We start from the raw sequence: 14854 nt of genomic DNA, 5'->3' as shown, positions 1-14854 counted from the left end.
ATACGTATTTCTACTCGCTGGGGCCCGAAATCGGCGTGAACGCGCTGCACGATTTCACCAAGCAGTTCGGCTTCGGCCAGATCACCGGCATCGACCTGGAAGGCGAGCGGCGCGGCGTGCTGCCCTCCACCGAGTGGAAGCGCAAGGCCTATAAAGACAAGGACCGCCAGCGCTGGGGTTGCCGGGTAGAAAGTCGTGTTGCGAGGATCGTCATGCGCCTTTATTCCTTGGAACCGAACACACTCAGCGCCCGCCGGCTCATGGCCGCCAGGCGGGCGCCGCGGCCCTTACGATGGCTTCATTATTCCGCACCGCAGCGTGTTTTTCCTTGACGCAGGTCAAGTTAGCGACCGGCGGGTCGGTTTCTAATGGCCGAAAGACTCAACGCCAAAGGGAAACATTATGGAGATGCAGCGGCGGCGGCTGCCGTCGTCCGTGCGGATCGGGCAGATACTGGATGCGGCGCTGCTGGAGTTCTCGGCGTCGGGCTATGCCGGCGCCCGCATGGACGCCATCGCGCAGCGGGCCGGCCTTTCCAAGGGCGGCGTGTACGCGCATTTTTCCAGCAAGGAGGAAATGTTCGAGGCCCTGCTCGTCCGCCATCTCCATCCCGCGCCGCTGGACGTGGACGCGCTGCTCGACGGCGCGGCCACCCGGCAGGAGCTGGCCGAGCGCATCGTGTCGCACCTGTACGCCAGCCTCGCGCGCCCCGACATCGCCTGCATGCTGCGGCTGCTGCTGGCCGAAAGCGGCAGGGTGCCGCACCTGGCGGCGCGCTGGCGCAGGGCGGCCGCCGACGCGCAGCAGCGCGACGTCAGCCGGCTGATCGAGGGCGCGCGCCGGCGCGGCCTGTGCGGCAACGGCGTCGTGGCGGCGCATCCCTGGCTGCTGCTGTCTCCGCTGGTGCACGCCCTGGTCATGACGATGCTGGGCGAACCCGAGAGAGTGAATCTGCCGGCCCGCCAGCGGGCGCACGTGGCGCTGGTCAGCGAAATGCTGAGCGCGGACTGACCCGGCCCCGGGCGGGCCGCGCGCGCCCGGCGCTCACCCGTTCTTCACGGCCGGGCGACGCTGCGCCGGCGGTCTTTTTTCCTGGTGCGTGCTGGCTTCGTTGGCGGCTTGCGCCGGCCGGGCATCCAGCACGATGTCGGCGGCGAACATGTACCCCCATCCGTGCACGGCCCGTATCGGCAGCATCATCGCGTGCGCGGCGGCCTTGCGCCGCAGCCGGCTGACCATGACGTCCAGGAAGCGCAGGCGCGTGCCCGGGGCGTCGCCGTCTTCGGCGTGCTCGCCAAACGCGTCGCGGCTGACCTTGCGGTCGGGAGCACGCGCCAGGCGGCACAGGAAATCGCGCTCGCCCGTGGTGAGGCCCAATTCGTGGCCCGACGGCGCGACCAGGGTCCAGCCCTTGTTGGCCAGGCGCCAGGGGCCGGCGGCCTGGCCTTCGTCTTTCGCTTCGGCGGCCGCTTCGCCCGCATCTGGGCTGGCGCCGCGGCGCAGCAGCGCCTGCAGGGCGGCCGCCAGTTCCAGGCCGTCCACGTCGGCCGCGAGACAGGCGTCCGCGCCGCAAAGCAGTGTGCGCACGCGGCTGTCGGAATCGGGAAAGGCGGCAACGGCCACGATGCCCACGCCGCGATCGGAGGCGCGCAGGCGCACGGCGGCATTGTGGATGTCGGGCAGCGGCGCGTTCAGCACCACGAGCGGGCTGGGCTGCCGGAAATAATTCTCGTAGAAGGAGGGGAGATCCGGGCTGACGCGGATGCTGAAGCCCAGCCGGGACAGCGTGTCGGCCAGCCTGGCATGCCGGTCTTCGTTGTTGCCGAGCAGAAGAACATCCAGCAGGTTGTTCATTCGGTGCCTTCCTTGGCGCCATGCCGGGCTTCGGATGGATGAAGGGCGCGCGCCGGACCGGGGCAAACGGTTCCCGCCCGCGCAGGCGGACAGGAGGGGCCGTATGTGTGGTGCGTCATGCTTCCTTTGGCGTCGCGCCAGGCGGCGGGCGCGGCGCCTGGCGATGTTGTTCGAGTGCGGACGGCTCGATGGGGCGAGCGCGGATCTCGCCGTCCGGGCTGTAGGCCGTATGCACGATATCGGCAGGCAGGGTGGCGCGGCGGGCGCGGCATCGTCTGAATTTCACGTCCGTGATTATTGAAACACGGCTGTGTTTATTTGTGAAGATACGTTTCTTCGGTTTCTTGCGGTAACAGACATTCCGCGCCGGCCACGGCTAAACCCCATTGAGCGCTGTTTTATTCCGCCGTTCCGTCCCCGGCGAGGCAGGCCGCCGATACATTGTTTCCCGCTATCCGCGGGCCAAACCAGCCTAAACTTTGGCGCCCGCCAGCGGCATGCGGGGGGGCCGGACATTCCGGATTGAACCCAAGAACCAAAGCACAAATGTCTCGAGTCGATCGAGTAGAAACGTTCAGCCAGCGTTTGCGCGCCGCGAGAATGCGCCAGGGATGGACGCAAAAAGACCTGGCGGCCGCCAGCAGACTCTCGCAAAGCGCCATCGGCAATTACGAAAGCGGGCAGCGCCGGCAGCCGTCGAGCGACGCCCTCATCAAGCTGACGCGCGCGCTGCGCGTCAGCCCGGCCTGGCTCAGCACCGGAGAAGGCCCGATGCAGGAAGGCGGCGCGGAGGCGCCGGCCGGGGGCGGCGCGGCCGGCGGTCCCGAGCCGCCATGGCCGTTCGCCTCGATTTCCTACGAGGCCTATTCGCGCCTGACCGAACAGGAAAAGCAGCAGATAGAACTCGTACTGGCCGCCTAGGGGACGCGGCGTATAGAGCCCATTGGGCTGCCGCCCGCGGCCAGCGCGCCGGGCTGGCCGGGCGAGGGTGTCCGCCGCGTCCTTTCTCTCCAGGGGGCGCAGCCGGTTGCGCAGCCGCTCCACGGGGTCGGCGATGAAGGCGTTCAGCAGCGCGGCGAATCCCACACAGCCGGCGACCACCAGCGCGGTGAAGAGCGCCGGCTGCGACCGTTCAAACGAATTGAGCGTTTCGTCGAAGAACATGATGACCAGCATGTGACAGATATAGATCGGATAACTCAGCTCGCCCACGGATTTGTCGAAGCGGTATCTGGCCTGGAACAGAAAGGCCAGCGGCAGCAGCAGGACGACCAGCGTGACGGCCAGCGCGTCGCGCACGGTGTGGGGGATGCCGATGGAAAAGTGCACAAACACATAGCAGAGCAGCGCGGCGGCGCCCAGTTCGGGCAGGCGCGGATAGCGCCGCGTCCATGCCGTATAGCGGGGCAGCAGCATCTGGTGCGACAGCGCGCCCAGCAGGAACAGCGCAAGCTCGGTCGGGAAGAAGCGGTAGGTCCAGGGGTCTATCGTGCCGATGCCGTTGACGATCAGGATGGCGCGCAGCGCCAGCGACGCGGCCAGCAGCGCGAGCATCCGGCGCGGCGACCCGAGTATGAAGGGCGCGACGAGATAGAACGTCATCTCCACGCCCAGCGTCCACGCTTGCGGCACGAGCAGGCCGTGGTAGAGCGGCATGTCGCTGTGCGCGAAGCTGCCCGTGAAGACCAGCGAGCCGTTCCGGACGCCGAAGAACATCAGCCAGTCCTGGCCGAAAATGAAAAGATTGGACAGCGCCAGGAAGCCCTCCGCCGATGCCGGCAGATGGTCATAGAACCGGAAGAACTCGCCGCCGTTCAGAAGGTGCGCGGCCAGGGTCATGGCGGCCACGGCCAGGTAGACGGGAAACAGGCGCAGCAGCCGGTTGGCATAGAACTTGCCGACGGCGCCCTGGTAGCTGTCCGTGCCGATCAGCACGTAGGAAATCAGGAAGCCGGAAATCACGTAGAAAAGCTGCACCGCCAGCCGTCCGCCGACGAGATAGTCGGTGGCGCCCGCGCCCAGGTGATCGAGCACGACGGAAAGCGCGAGTAATGTTCTGAGTAGTCCCATCGCTGCGTCTCCGATTGATATGCCTGCCGGTCGCGCCGCGGCGGGCGCGCTGCCGGGACGTGCGGCAGGGACGTGCCGGCGCGGTGTCGCTCTGTCGGCGGCTTGTGGTCTGGCATTGATTCTGCGCGCATGCTCCGTGCGCCCGCCATGGGGCATACGACGCAGCACGAACGGGCCACCGGAGTAAATCGGACCCTTTTCCTAATGCTGCTTTTGTTTACGGTTGTAGGAAGGAGGGCGCGCGGCAGCGGTTACAGTTGAGGGTGACGCATTCTTTTGGAGTTCCTGCCCATGCTTCGTATTCTGTCTTCGCGCCTGCGCCTGCTGTGCCTCGGCCTGCTGGCCGCCGTGCTGGCGGGTTGCGCCGGCTCCACGGGCGGCGGCGCGCGCGCCCAGGGCGCCGCCGCGGCCAATGCCGCCAGCAGCGCCGATTCTCTGGCCCAAACCACCTGGGAACTGGTGCGCTGGTCGCGGCCCGGCGGCGAACTGCGCGCCATTCCCCATGGCGACAACGGCGAGCCCATCCGCCTCACCTTCCTGGCCCAGGCCAGGCAGTACCGCGTCAACGGTTTCTCAGGCTGCAACCAGTACATGGGCAGCTACAGGCTGGACGCCGGCAAGCTCTCCATCGCCCCGGCCGCTTCCACGCGCATGGCGTGCGTGCCGCGGGAGCGCGCCACCCTCGAGGCCGATTACCTGCGCGCCCTGACCACGATCGACACGTTCACGCTGGACAGCGGCGGAGCGCCGCGCCACCTCACTTTCAACCTGCGCGGCGGCGACGTGCTGGAGTTCGTGCGCCGCCAAGACCCTCCCACGCCCTGACGCCCGCCGCGCCGGCATTTCTATCGGTTTCAGCCGGTTCGCGCGCGGCGCTCGGCGGCCGCGATGCGGCCTACAATGCCGACGAAACGCGGCCCCCGGCGGCCGCGGCGGTTTTCCTGGAGGTGTCCTATGTTGCTTTCCGCTGCCGGCGCTGGATCGCGCCCTGCGCTCTCGTCATCGGCCTGGGAGCCTGCGCCTCGCCGCCGGGCGGCGGGCACGCGCAGGATCCCCGCTACCAGCCCGCCGCCGCCTCCGACGCCTACGCCCAGACGGGTTGGGAGCTGGCCCGCTGGAGCCTGCCGGGCGGCGCGCTGCGGCCCATTCCGCATCCCTCTTCCAACTCCCGCCCGCTCACGCTGGAATTCATCCGCGACCGCGGCGAGCCGCGCGTGGCGGGCTTCGCGGGCTGCAACCAGTACAACGCGCCCTATACCGTGGCCAACGGCCTGCTCATCGTGCGCGCCCGTCCCGTCGCCACCATGATGGCCTGCGCGCCGCAGAACATGAAGCTGGAGCGCGATTTCCTGGACGGGCTCACGCGCATCACCGCCAGCGCGTTCGACAACTCCGGCAATCCGCAGCGCCTGACGCTCGTGCTGGCCAGCGGCGACACGCTGGATTTCGGGCGCCGCGCCGATCCGGCGGCCGGCGGCCAGATGGGGCCGACCAAGCTGGTGTACGTGAATTCGGAGCGCGTGCCGTGCAGCGCCGGCGCGGGCCGGGCCCTGTGCTACCAGGTGCGCGACAGCGCCTCCCAGCCCTGGCAGCTCTGGCATGGCGAGATCACCGGCTTCCAGTTCCAGCCCGGCATCCGCTACCGGCTGCGCGTGGTCGAGGTGCGCGACCCCGACCCCGCCGCCGATGCGTCCGCGGCGCGCTGGGTGCTGGACGCCGTGGTCGAGCAGGAAATCGTGCGGCGCTGAGAGCGGCCGGCCGGGGCTTTAAAATCCCCGGTTTTTCGCCCGCACGCTGAATCCATGGCTTCCGTCGTCAATATCGCCGCCTACAAATTCGTGTCCCTGGACCGCCTGGCCGAGCGCCGCGCCGCGTTGCTGGAGCAGACGCGCGCGCTGGAGCTCAAAGGCACGATCCTGCTGGCCGGGGAGGGCATCAACCTGTTCCTCGCCGGCGCGGCGCGCGGCATCGAGTCGTTTCTTTCGTCCCTGCGGCAGGATGCGGCGTTCGCCGACCTCGAAGTGAAATTCAGCTACAGCGAGGCGGCGCCCTTTCGCAAGATGCTCGTGAAGATCAAGCGCGAGATCATCCGCATGGACCGGCCCGCCATCCGTCCGGAGGCCGGGCGCGCGCCGGGCGTGGATGCGCGCACGGTGGCGCGCTGGCTGTCGAGCGGAACGGACGACGAGGGCCGGCCGGTGGTCATGCTGGACACGCGCAATGCGTTCGAGGTGGACGAGGGCACGTTCCGCGGCGCCATCGACTGGCGCATCGACCGCTTCACGCAGTTTCCCGCCGCGGTGGATGCGCACCGCGCGGAACTGGAGGGCAAGACGGTGGTGAGTTTCTGCACCGGCGGCATCCGCTGCGAAAAGGCCGCCATCTACCTGCGCGAGGCCGGCATCGAGCGCGTGTACCAGCTCGATGGCGGCATCCTGAAATACTTCGAGGAAACCGGCGGGCCGGGTTTCGAGGGCAAGTGCTTCGTGTTCGACGAACGCGTTTCCCTGGACCCGGCGCTGGCGCCCAGCAAAGACCTGTAAGGAGGCCCTCGCCGGGGCGGCCGCGCCGTCAGCGCACCCGCATGCCGGGCTTGGCGCCGGGGAAGGGTTCGAGCACGTAGATGCCCGCGTCCACCGACTCGTCGGCGTGGCTGGCCGCCAGCACCATGCCTTCGGACACGCCGAATTTCATCTTGCGCGGCGCCAGGTTGGCCACCATGACGGTCAGCTTGCCGATCAGGTCTTCGGGCTCGTAGGCCGACTTGATGCCGGAGAACACGTTGCGGTGCCGGCCTTCGCCCACGTCCAGCGTGAGGCGCAGCAGCTTCGTGGAGCCTTCCACGTGTTCGCAATTGACGATCTGCGCGATGCGCAGGTCCACGCGGGCGAAATCGTCGATGGAAATGGTGTCGGCCAGGGGTTCGCCGCCGGGCACCACCGCGGGCGCGGCGGGCGGCTCGAACAGGTCTTCGAGCATCTGCGGCTCCACGCGCTGCATCAGGTGCTTGAACGGCGCCACGCGCTGCGGCAGCACGGCGGCGTCGGCCCAGGTGAATTCCGAGTCGGCGCCGAAGAGTTCGCGCGCCACGCGTTCGGCCAGGGCCGGCAGCACCGGCGCCAGCATGACCGACAGGGCCTTGAAGCCGGCCAGCGAGCGCGAGCAGATATCCTGCAGGCGCGCCTTCGTCTCGGCGTTGGCGCTGCCGATGCCCTTGGCCAGCACCCAGGGTTGCGCGGTGTCGAACGCCTGGTTGATGCGGTCGGCGCAGGCCATGATCTCGCGGATCGCGCGGTTGTATTCGCGGGCCTCGAAGGCGGCGCGGATGGACTCGGCCTGCTGCGCGTATTCGGCCGCCAGGGCCTGGGTGTCGCCGCTATAGGCGAGCTGGCCGTCGAAGTGCTTGGTGATGAAGCTGGCGGCGCGGCTGGCGATGTTGACGTACTTGCCGATCAGGTCGCTGTTGACGCGGGCGATGAAGTCCTCGGGGTTGAAGTCCAGGTCTTCGACGCGCGAGTTCAGCTTGGCGGCCATGTAGTAGCGCAGCCATTCGGCGTTCATGCCGAGCTCCAGGTAGCGCAGCGGCGAGATGCCGGTGCCGCGGCTCTTGGACATCTTCTCGCCGCTGACGGTGATGAAGCCGTGCACGTTGAGCTGGTCGGGCGTCTTGCGGCCGGCGAACTTGAGCATGGCGGGCCAGAACAGGGCATGGAAGTAGATGATGTCCTTGCCGATGAAGTGCACCTGCTCGGTGTCGCCCCGCGGGTCGAGCAGGGTGTCGAAGTCGATGCCCTGCCTGGCGCAGTACGCCTTCAGCGAAGCCAGGTAGCCCACGGGCGCGTCCAGCCACACATAGAAGTACTTGCCGGGCGCATCGGGAATCTCGATGCCGAAATAGGGCGCGTCGCGGGAGATGTCCCAGTCGCCCAGCTTGGCCTGCCCGTCGTCGGCGCCCAGCCACTCGCGGGTCTTGGCCAGCACTTCGGACTGCAGATGCTTCACGCCGGCCCGGTTGGAGCCCGCCGTCCATTGCTGCAGGAACTCCACGCAGCGCGGGTCGGACAGCTTGAAGAAGAAGTGGTCGGAGGACTTCAGCACCGGCGTGGCGCCCGTGAGCGCCGAATATGGGTTGATGAGATCGGTGGGGGCATAGACCGCGCCGCAGACCTCGCAGGAATCGCCGTACTGGTCCTTGGCGTGGCACTTGGGGCATTCGCCCTTGATGTAGCGGTCGGCCAGGAACATGCCCTTGACCGGGTCGTAGAACTGCTCGATGGAGCGCGTTTCGATCAGGCCCTGCGCCTTGAGGGCGCGGTAGATGTCCTGCGACAGCGCCACGTTCTCGGCCGAGTCGGTCGAGTGCCAGTGGTCGAAGCGGATGTGAAAGCCGTCGAGGTACTGCGGGCGCTCGGCCGCGTAGCGGGCGACCAGCGCCTGCGGCGTGATGCCTTCTTTTTCGGCCTTCAGCATGATGGGCGCGCCATGCGCATCGTCCGCACCCACGAAATGCACCGTGTGCCCGGCCATTCGCATCGAACGAACCCAGATATCGGCCTGGATGTACTCCATGATGTGGCCGATGTGGAAAGATCCGTTGGCGTAGGGCAGGGCGGTGGTGACGAAAAGGGTACGGGACATGGTTGCCGTCTGAGGGTTGAAAAGGGGGGGAGCCGGCCATTTTAGGGCATGGCGCCAACCGGCGCCGCGCCCGCGCCCGGGGAAACCCGGGGCCGGAAAGCAACGAGGCCGGCGCGCGCGAACGCGGCCGGCCTGGCGGATGGGGAAGGCGGCTGGCGCAAGCCGCGGACTGGCCGCGGCGGTGCGGCGCTCAGCGGACTTCGAGCGCCTCGACGTCGATCACGTCGCCGCGGGGCGGCGTGAACGGGGCGGAAGCCGCCTGGAACGGCCCGGAGCGGGCGCCCTGGCGCTGGCTCCAGTAGGCGCGCACGCCGAACGGCTTGCCGCGCACCTTGGCGACCACGTAGAGGATCGCCACGGCGATGGCCGTGGACAGCATGAAGACCAGCGCCATGGCCATGCCGATCAGGCCCAGGACGGCGAATGCGACGGCACGGAAGAAGCGAAAGAGAGTATCGGTCATGGAGGTGGGATGCAAAACGCAGCGAAAGGTTCCCGCGTATCCGCTATCCTTTAGGGCATACCGGCACGCAAAAGCCGCGCTGCCTACGGAACCTTGTTGACATGAGTATAACGATAGAAACCATCCGCGCCGCGCTGCGCGCCGCGCGCGACACCGAAACCGGTCTGGACCTGGCCGCGTCTGTAAAAGATCGTGACATCCAGGTGGAGGGCGCGCGCGTATCGCTGGCGCTGGAACTCGGCTATCCGGCCAGCGCTCAGGACTGCGAGCGCGTGCGCGAGGCCGGCGCGGTTGCCGCGCTGGATGCCGCGGGCGTGCCGGGCGCGCAGGTCGCCGTGCGCTGGAAGGTGGCGGCCCACGCGGTGCAAAAGGGCCTGAAGCCGCTGCCCAACGTGCGCAACATCATTGCAGTGGCCTCGGGCAAGGGCGGCGTGGGCAAGAGCACCACGGCGGTCAACCTGGCGCTGGCGCTGGCTGCCCAGGGCGCGTCCGTGGGCGTGCTCGACGCCGACATCTACGGCCCCAGCGTGCCCACCATGCTGGGCATTTCGGGCCGGCCGAAAGCCTCGACAACAAAAGCATGGAGCCGCTGACCGGACACGGGCTGCAGGCCAATTCCATCGGTTTCCTGATCGACGCCGACGCGCCCGCCATCTGGCGCGGCCCCATGGTCACGCAGGCGCTGGAGCAGCTGCTGCGCCAGACCAACTGGCGCGACCTGGACTACCTCATCGTGGACATGCCGCCCGGCACTGGCGACGTGGCCCTCACGCTGGCGCAGAAGGTGCCCGTGGTGGGCGCGGTCATCGTCACCACGCCTCAAGACGTGGCGCTGCTGGACGCCCGCAAGGGCCTGCGCATGTTCCAGAAGGTGGAAGTGCCCATTCTCGGCGTGGTCGAGAACATGGCCATCCACATCTGCTCGCAGTGCGGGCATGCCGAGCACATTTTCGGCGAGGGCGGCGGACGGCGCATGGCCGAGCAGTATCACGCGCCGTGGCTGGGCAGCCTGCCGCTGACGCTGGCCATCCGCGAGTCGGTGTCGACGGTCGCCAGTGAACTCGGCTACCGGAGCGCCAGCGCATTCATTTCGATGTTCAGGGAAACGCTGGGCGATACGCCGCAACGCTATTTGAAGCGGCGGGAGAGTGTGTGACGCCCGGCGAGGGCGGACCCGGCAAGAAAGGGCATTCGAGCCTTTCCGCCCGAGCCCGCAAGGGCATTATTGGGCTGCATCGACACGCGATGACCATGGCCGGATGGCAGGCTGCCGGATCGACGCCTTGACGCACAAATGAAAATGCCCAGCTAAAAGAGCTGGGCATCGAATTCGTGGTGGCCTGGGGCGGAATCGAACCACCGACACAAGGATTTTCAATCCTCTGCTCTACCGACTGAGCTACCAGGCCAACGAAGTCCGCAACTATACACAAAATTTTGAGGCCGTGCACGCGGGCAGGCGGAAATCTGCGACTTTTTGGCGCGGATGTGAAAAAAGGAGGGGAGTTGGGCAAAGATTGCGCAGGGCTGGCAGCGGATGGCGCATGGATTGCGCATCGCCCCAGGATGGCGGGGCCGGGCGTGTTGGTGGCGCAGAGCGCGTCGCCGGCCGGAGCCGGAATCGGGGGCGCACCCGTGTTGGAAGAAAGGAACGGCAGGGTGCGACGCAGGGTCGCGGTGGGACCGGGCGCTACGCTGGGGATAACCCGTGGGAGTATAATCGCAAGCAGTCGACTTGTTACAAATCCTGCCCATGTCGGTAGCCGTTCTTGCCTTCGGTCTGAATCACACGTCCGCGCCGGTTTCGGTACGCGAACGCGTGTCCATGCCCGTCAATCTGGTCAAGCCGGCGCTGGAGGGCCTGCGCGCGGCGTTCGGCGGTTCGGTCCGCGAAGCGGCGATTCTCTCTACCTGTAATCGCACCGAGATCTATTGCGCGGCCGAAGGCGAGGTGGCCGAGCGGCTGCCGGTGTGGCTGGCCGAGCACAATCACCTGGATGCCGGCGCGCTGAATCCCCATCTTTACCGCCACCAGCAGGACGAGGCCGTGCGCCATGCGTTCCGCGTGGCGAGCGGGCTGGATTCCATGGTGCTGGGCGAGCCGCAGATCCTGGGGCAGATGAAGGACGCGGTGCGCGCGGCCGGCGAGGCCGGCGCGCTGGGCACGCTGCTGCACCAGATGTTCCAGCGCACGTTCTCCGTGGCCAAGGAAGTGCGTTCGCAGACGGCCATCGGCGCGCATTCGGTGTCGATGGCGGCGGCGGCCGTGCGGCTGGCCGAGCGCGTGTTCGGCGACCTGGGCCAGGCCCGCACGCTGTTCATCGGCGCGGGCGAGATGATCGAGCTGTGCGCCACGCACTTCGCCGCGCAGCGGCCGCGCAGCATGGTGGTGGCCAACCGCACCGTGGAGCGGGCCGAGCTGCTGGCCAACCGCTTCTCGGCCAACACCATGAAGTTGTCGGACCTTACCGAGCGGCTGTCGGAGTTCGACGTCATCGTGTCCTGTACGGCGAGCTCGCTGCCCATCCTCGGGCTGGGGATGGTGGAGCGGGCCACGCGGCTGCGCCGCCACCGTCCCATGGTGATGATCGACCTGGCGGTGCCGCGCGACATCGAGCCCGAGGTCGGCCGCCTGGACGACGTCTATCTCTATTCCGTGGATGACCTGGGCCGCCTGGTGCAGACCGGCACCGACGCGCGCCGCGCGGCAGTGGTTCAGGCCGAGGCCATCATCGAGACCCGTGTGCAGGGTTTCATGCACTGGATGCAGTCGCGCGAGGTGGTGCCCGTGATCCAGGGGCTGCACCAGGCCGCGAAGACGTGCGCGCCGGCGGAGCTCGAGCGCGCGCGCCGGCTGCTGGCGCGCGGCGAATCTCCCGAGGCCGTGCTGGAGCAGCTTGCGCACGGCCTGACCCAGAAGTACCTGCACGGCCCGCTGGCGGCGCTCAACCGCAGCGAAGGCGAGGACCGCAAGCAGCTGCTTGCCTGGATGCCGCGCCTGTTCCCCGGCCGCGATTCCCGCCGTTAGCGATCCTGTCCCGCGTCCCGCCTCCCGGCGGGCGTTCGCGTTTTGGGCGCCCGCTTTCCGCTTACCTTCTTTTTCTCTGTTCCCGATTCCATGAAATCTTCCATGCGCAGCCGGCTGGAGCACTTGTGCCACCGCTTGATCGAGGTCGACGCCCTGTTGGCCGAACCGGAAACCGCCGCCGACATGGACCGTTTCCGCAAGCTGTCGCGCGAGCGCTCCGAGCTGGAGCCGGTGGTGGAAGCGTTCAAGGCGTTCACACGGACCGAGGACGACCTGGCCGCCGCGCAGGAGATGCTGTCGGACTCGGAAATGAAGGCCATGGCGGAGGAGGAGCTCAAGACCGGGCGCGCGCGCCTGGAAACGCTGGAAGCGGAGCTGCAGGTGCTGCTGCTGCCGCGCGACCCCAACGACGGCCGCAGTGTGTTCCTGGAAATCCGCGCGGGCACGGGCGGCGACGAAAGCGCGCTGTTTTCCGGCGATCTGCTGCGCATGTATACGCGCTATGCCGAGCAGCGCGGCTGGCGCGTGGAGCTGATGTCGGAAAGCCCGTCGGAGCTGGGCGGCTACAAGGAAGTGATCGCACGCATCGACGGCGACGGCGTGTACGGGCGGCTGAAGTTCGAGTCGGGCGCGCACCGCGTGCAGCGCGTGCCGGCCACCGAGGCGCAGGGCCGCATCCATACCTCGGCCTGCACGGTGGCCATCATGCCGGAGGCCGACGAGATGTCGGACATCGTCATCAATCCGAACGACTTGCGCATCGACACGTTCCGCGCCAGCGGGGCGGGCGGCCAGCACATCAACAAGACCGATTCGGCGGTGCGCATCACGCACTTGCCCACCGGACTGGTGGTGGAGTGCCAGGACGATCGCTCGCAGCACCGCAACAAGGACAAAGCCATGCAGGTGCTGGCCGCGCGCCTGAAAGACAAGGAGATGCGCGAGCGCCAGAGCAAGGAGGCGGCCGAGCGCAAGAGCCTGATCGGCTCGGGCGACCGCTCCGAGCGCATCCGCACCTACAACTATCCGCAGGGCCGCGTCACCGATCACCGCATCAACCTGACGCTGTACAAGCTGCAGCAGATCATGGAAGGCGACCTGGACGAGCTCACGGGCGCGCTGATTGCCGAGCACCAGGCCGAGCAGCTTGCCGCGCTGGGCGACGAGGCTTGAGGCCCGGCGCATCCGAGGTCATGCCCATGGCGCAAATCAAGGATCTGCTGGCCGACGCCCGCCTGCCCCGGCTGGAGGTGCGCATGCTGCTGGAGCACGTGCTGCGTAAGCCGCGCGCCTGGCTGCTGGAGCAGCGACGCCGATCCGCTCGACCCGGCGGCGGCCCGGGCCTATGAGGCGCTGGCCGCGCGCGGCGCTGCTGTTGGCGGCGTCGGCCTGGCGCCTGGGGACATGCCGCGAAAAGGCATAATGCAACGGGCCGGACAACCGGCCCGTTCATAGAGATAGCGAGACAGAAAGAGGAGTCCCATGATGAAACCCCTGCGCCCCCTGATCGCGGCACTGGCCGCCACCGCAGCCCTTTGCGGAGCCGCGCAAGCGCAGACCGCCGACTGGCCGACCAAGCCCATCACCATGATCGTGCCCTACGCGCCCGGCGGCTTTGCCGACACGCGCGTGCGCCTGCTGGCGCGCAAACTGGGCGAATCGCTGGGCCAGCCCGTGGTGGTCGAGAACAAGGCCGGCGCCGGCGGCGTGGTGGGAACCAACCTGATCGCCAAGGCCGCCCCCGACGGCTACACCATCGGCACCGGCAACCTGGCGCCCATGGCGGTGAACCCGTCGCTGATGAAGGAGCTGCCCTACGATCCGCAGAAAGACCTGGCGCCGATCATCCTGATCGAGAACAGCCCGCTGGTGCTGAGCGTCAACAACGAACTGCCCGTCAAGAACCTGCAGGACCTGATCGCCCTGGCCCGGAAAGAACCGGGCAAGCTGTCGTTCGGCTCGTCGGGCGTGGGCGGCGCGCACCACCTGTCGGGAGAAATGTTCCGCGAACAGGCCAGGATCGACATCGTGCACGTGCCCTACAAGGGCGGCAGCCTCGCCGCCACCGACCTGATGGGCGGCCATATCGCGATGATGTTCGAAATGGGCTATTCGGCGCTGCCCGCCATCCAGGGCAAGAAAATCCACCCCATTGCCGTCACCTCGGCCAAGCGCCTGGCCGTGCTGCCCGACGTGCCGACCATGGCCGAATCCGGCCTGCCCGGCTTCGAATCGTACAACTGGCAGGGCATCGTCGCCCCGGCCGGCACCCCGGCGCCCATCATCGCCAAGCTCAATGCGGAGTTCAACCGCATCCTGAAGGAGCCCGACGTCCAGAAGGCCATCGCCGACACCGGCAGCCAGGCCGGCGGCGGCACGCCCGAGGAATTCGGCGACTTCATCAAGCGCGAAACCGAGAAGTGGGCGCACGTCATCAAGGCTGGAAACATCCAGCTCCAATAAGCCCTTCCAGGAGCAATCCCATGGCCACTCCCCTGCAAGACCTGCTGCCACTCGAACATCCCATCATCCAGGCGCCCATGGCGGGCGGCGCGACCACGGTGGAACTGGTGTCCGAAGCGTCCAGGGCGGGATGCCTGGGATCGCTGGGCGCCGCCTACCTCGGCGCCGCGCAGATCGAGGCCGCCGCGGCCGCGATCCGCGAACGCACGCCGCGGCCTTTCGCCATCAACCTGTTCGCCGCGGTTCCCGAGCAGCCCATGCGCGGAGACGGCGGAAACATGCTGCCGCTGCTGGCCGCTTCCATGCGCGGCTGGGTCTGCCGGCGCCCGAGCGCCCGG

12 protein-coding genes, 1 tRNA gene and 4 pseudogenes are annotated in these 14854 nt (G+C 67.9%); 12 read left to right on the top strand and 5 right to left on the bottom strand.

Translation table 11 applies throughout. The features are described 5' to 3' along the window. A pseudogene (locus tag AD428_RS26080) lies at nucleotides 1–176 on the top strand (penicillin-binding transpeptidase domain-containing protein); the annotation flags it as partial. Nucleotides 177–402: 226 nt separating this feature from the next. Further along, nucleotides 403–1011 carry a TetR/AcrR family transcriptional regulator gene (locus AD428_RS11710; RefSeq protein ID WP_053245277.1) on the top strand — a complete coding sequence of 203 codons (609 nt, stop codon included), beginning with the start codon at nucleotides 403–405 and terminating at the stop codon, nucleotides 1009–1011. Nucleotides 1012–1044: 33 nt separating this feature from the next. Here the strand turns inward: AD428_RS11710 and AD428_RS11705 are convergent, their stop codons facing one another. Next, complete coding sequence (locus AD428_RS11705; RefSeq protein WP_082308374.1) at nucleotides 1045–1854, bottom strand: response regulator transcription factor; 810 nt, start codon at nucleotides 1852–1854, stop codon at nucleotides 1045–1047. Between the two features lie 546 nt (nucleotides 1855–2400). Here AD428_RS11705 and AD428_RS11700 point away from each other — a divergent pair. Next, nucleotides 2401–2775 (top strand): helix-turn-helix domain-containing protein, encoded by a 375-nt coding sequence (locus AD428_RS11700; protein WP_082308373.1) that lies wholly within the window; start codon nucleotides 2401–2403, stop codon nucleotides 2773–2775. Nucleotides 2776–2979: 204 nt separating this feature from the next. Here the strand turns inward: AD428_RS11700 and AD428_RS11695 are convergent. After that, nucleotides 2980–3924, bottom strand: a pseudogene (locus tag AD428_RS11695) (acyltransferase family protein); the annotation flags it as partial. A gap of 291 nt (nucleotides 3925–4215) precedes the next feature. On the opposite strand from AD428_RS11695, the gene AD428_RS11690 reads away from it, so the two are divergent. From AD428_RS11690 to AD428_RS11680, 3 genes are all read left to right on the top strand, one after another. Further along, nucleotides 4216–4749: an META domain-containing protein gene (locus tag AD428_RS11690; protein ID WP_053245275.1), complete on the top strand. Its 534-nt coding sequence runs from the start codon at nucleotides 4216–4218 to the stop codon at nucleotides 4747–4749. A 122-nt stretch (nucleotides 4750–4871) separates the two neighbouring features. Continuing rightward, a complete protein-coding gene (locus tag AD428_RS11685) occupies nucleotides 4872–5672 on the top strand; it encodes an META and DUF4377 domain-containing protein (RefSeq protein WP_053245274.1) in 801 nt (266 codons plus the stop codon). A gap of 54 nt (nucleotides 5673–5726) precedes the next feature. Beyond that, nucleotides 5727–6467, top strand: a complete 741-nt coding sequence (locus tag AD428_RS11680; protein ID WP_053245273.1) for a sulfurtransferase — start codon at nucleotides 5727–5729, stop codon at nucleotides 6465–6467. A gap of 28 nt (nucleotides 6468–6495) precedes the next feature. On the opposite strand, the pseudogene metG reads toward AD428_RS11680, so the two are convergent. Both metG and AD428_RS11670 read right to left on the bottom strand, forming a co-directional pair. Further along, a pseudogene (gene metG, locus AD428_RS11675) lies at nucleotides 6496–8601 on the bottom strand (methionine--tRNA ligase); the annotation flags it as partial. Nucleotides 8602–8752: 151 nt separating this feature from the next. Beyond that, entirely contained in the window at nucleotides 8753–9025 is a 273-nt protein-coding gene (locus AD428_RS11670) for a hypothetical protein (RefSeq protein ID WP_053245280.1), read from the bottom strand. Nucleotides 9026–9126: 101 nt separating this feature from the next. On the opposite strand from AD428_RS11670, the pseudogene apbC reads away from it, so the two are divergent. Then, nucleotides 9127–10085: pseudogene (gene apbC, locus AD428_RS11665) on the top strand (iron-sulfur cluster carrier protein ApbC); the annotation flags it as partial. Nucleotides 10086–10358: 273 nt separating this feature from the next. Here apbC and AD428_RS11660 read toward each other — a convergent pair. After that, nucleotides 10359–10434, bottom strand: a tRNA-Phe gene (locus AD428_RS11660). Between the two features lie 344 nt (nucleotides 10435–10778). Here AD428_RS11660 and hemA point away from each other — a divergent pair. The 5 genes from hemA to AD428_RS11640 all read left to right on the top strand — a co-directional run. Next, on the top strand, nucleotides 10779–12053 hold the full coding sequence (gene hemA, locus AD428_RS11655) for a glutamyl-tRNA reductase (RefSeq protein WP_053245271.1): 1275 nt from the start codon (nucleotides 10779–10781) through the stop codon (nucleotides 12051–12053). A 90-nt stretch (nucleotides 12054–12143) separates the two neighbouring features. Beyond that, entirely contained in the window at nucleotides 12144–13226 is a 1083-nt protein-coding gene (prfA, locus tag AD428_RS11650; protein ID WP_053245279.1) for a peptide chain release factor 1, read from the top strand. A gap of 26 nt (nucleotides 13227–13252) precedes the next feature. Then, nucleotides 13253–13402 (top strand): hypothetical protein, encoded by a 150-nt coding sequence (locus AD428_RS26765; protein WP_160318575.1) that lies wholly within the window; start codon nucleotides 13253–13255, stop codon nucleotides 13400–13402. A gap of 136 nt (nucleotides 13403–13538) precedes the next feature. Continuing rightward, nucleotides 13539–14516: a Bug family tripartite tricarboxylate transporter substrate binding protein gene (locus AD428_RS11645; protein WP_053245270.1), complete on the top strand. Its 978-nt coding sequence runs from the start codon at nucleotides 13539–13541 to the stop codon at nucleotides 14514–14516. Nucleotides 14517–14536: 20 nt separating this feature from the next. Further along, the coding region (locus AD428_RS11640) for a nitronate monooxygenase (RefSeq protein ID WP_200908029.1) at nucleotides 14537–14854 on the top strand (318 nt) is incomplete at its 3' end.

This window comes from Achromobacter sp. DMS1 (genome assembly GCF_001270295.1).
This window is presented reverse-complemented; position numbering and strand designations above follow the sequence as displayed.

Excerpts from the sequence above, each read along its gene's own strand:
- AD428_RS11710 (WP_053245277.1), top strand. The coding sequence starts at position 403 with ATGGAGATGCAGCGGCGGCGGCTGCCGTCGTCCGTGCGGATCGGGCAG.
- AD428_RS11705 (WP_082308374.1), bottom strand. The coding sequence starts at position 1,854 with ATGAACAACCTGCTGGATGTTCTTCTGCTCGGCAACAACGAAGACCGG.
- AD428_RS11700 (WP_082308373.1), top strand. The coding sequence starts at position 2,401 with ATGTCTCGAGTCGATCGAGTAGAAACGTTCAGCCAGCGTTTGCGCGCC.
- AD428_RS11690 (WP_053245275.1), top strand. The coding sequence starts at position 4,216 with ATGCTTCGTATTCTGTCTTCGCGCCTGCGCCTGCTGTGCCTCGGCCTG.
- AD428_RS11680 (WP_053245273.1), top strand. The coding sequence starts at position 5,727 with ATGGCTTCCGTCGTCAATATCGCCGCCTACAAATTCGTGTCCCTGGAC.
- AD428_RS11670 (WP_053245280.1), bottom strand. The coding sequence starts at position 9,025 with ATGACCGATACTCTCTTTCGCTTCTTCCGTGCCGTCGCATTCGCCGTC.
- hemA (WP_053245271.1), top strand. The coding sequence starts at position 10,779 with ATGTCGGTAGCCGTTCTTGCCTTCGGTCTGAATCACACGTCCGCGCCG.
- prfA (WP_053245279.1), top strand. The coding sequence starts at position 12,144 with ATGAAATCTTCCATGCGCAGCCGGCTGGAGCACTTGTGCCACCGCTTG.
- AD428_RS26765 (WP_160318575.1), top strand. The coding sequence starts at position 13,253 with ATGGCGCAAATCAAGGATCTGCTGGCCGACGCCCGCCTGCCCCGGCTG.
- AD428_RS11645 (WP_053245270.1), top strand. The coding sequence starts at position 13,539 with ATGAAACCCCTGCGCCCCCTGATCGCGGCACTGGCCGCCACCGCAGCC.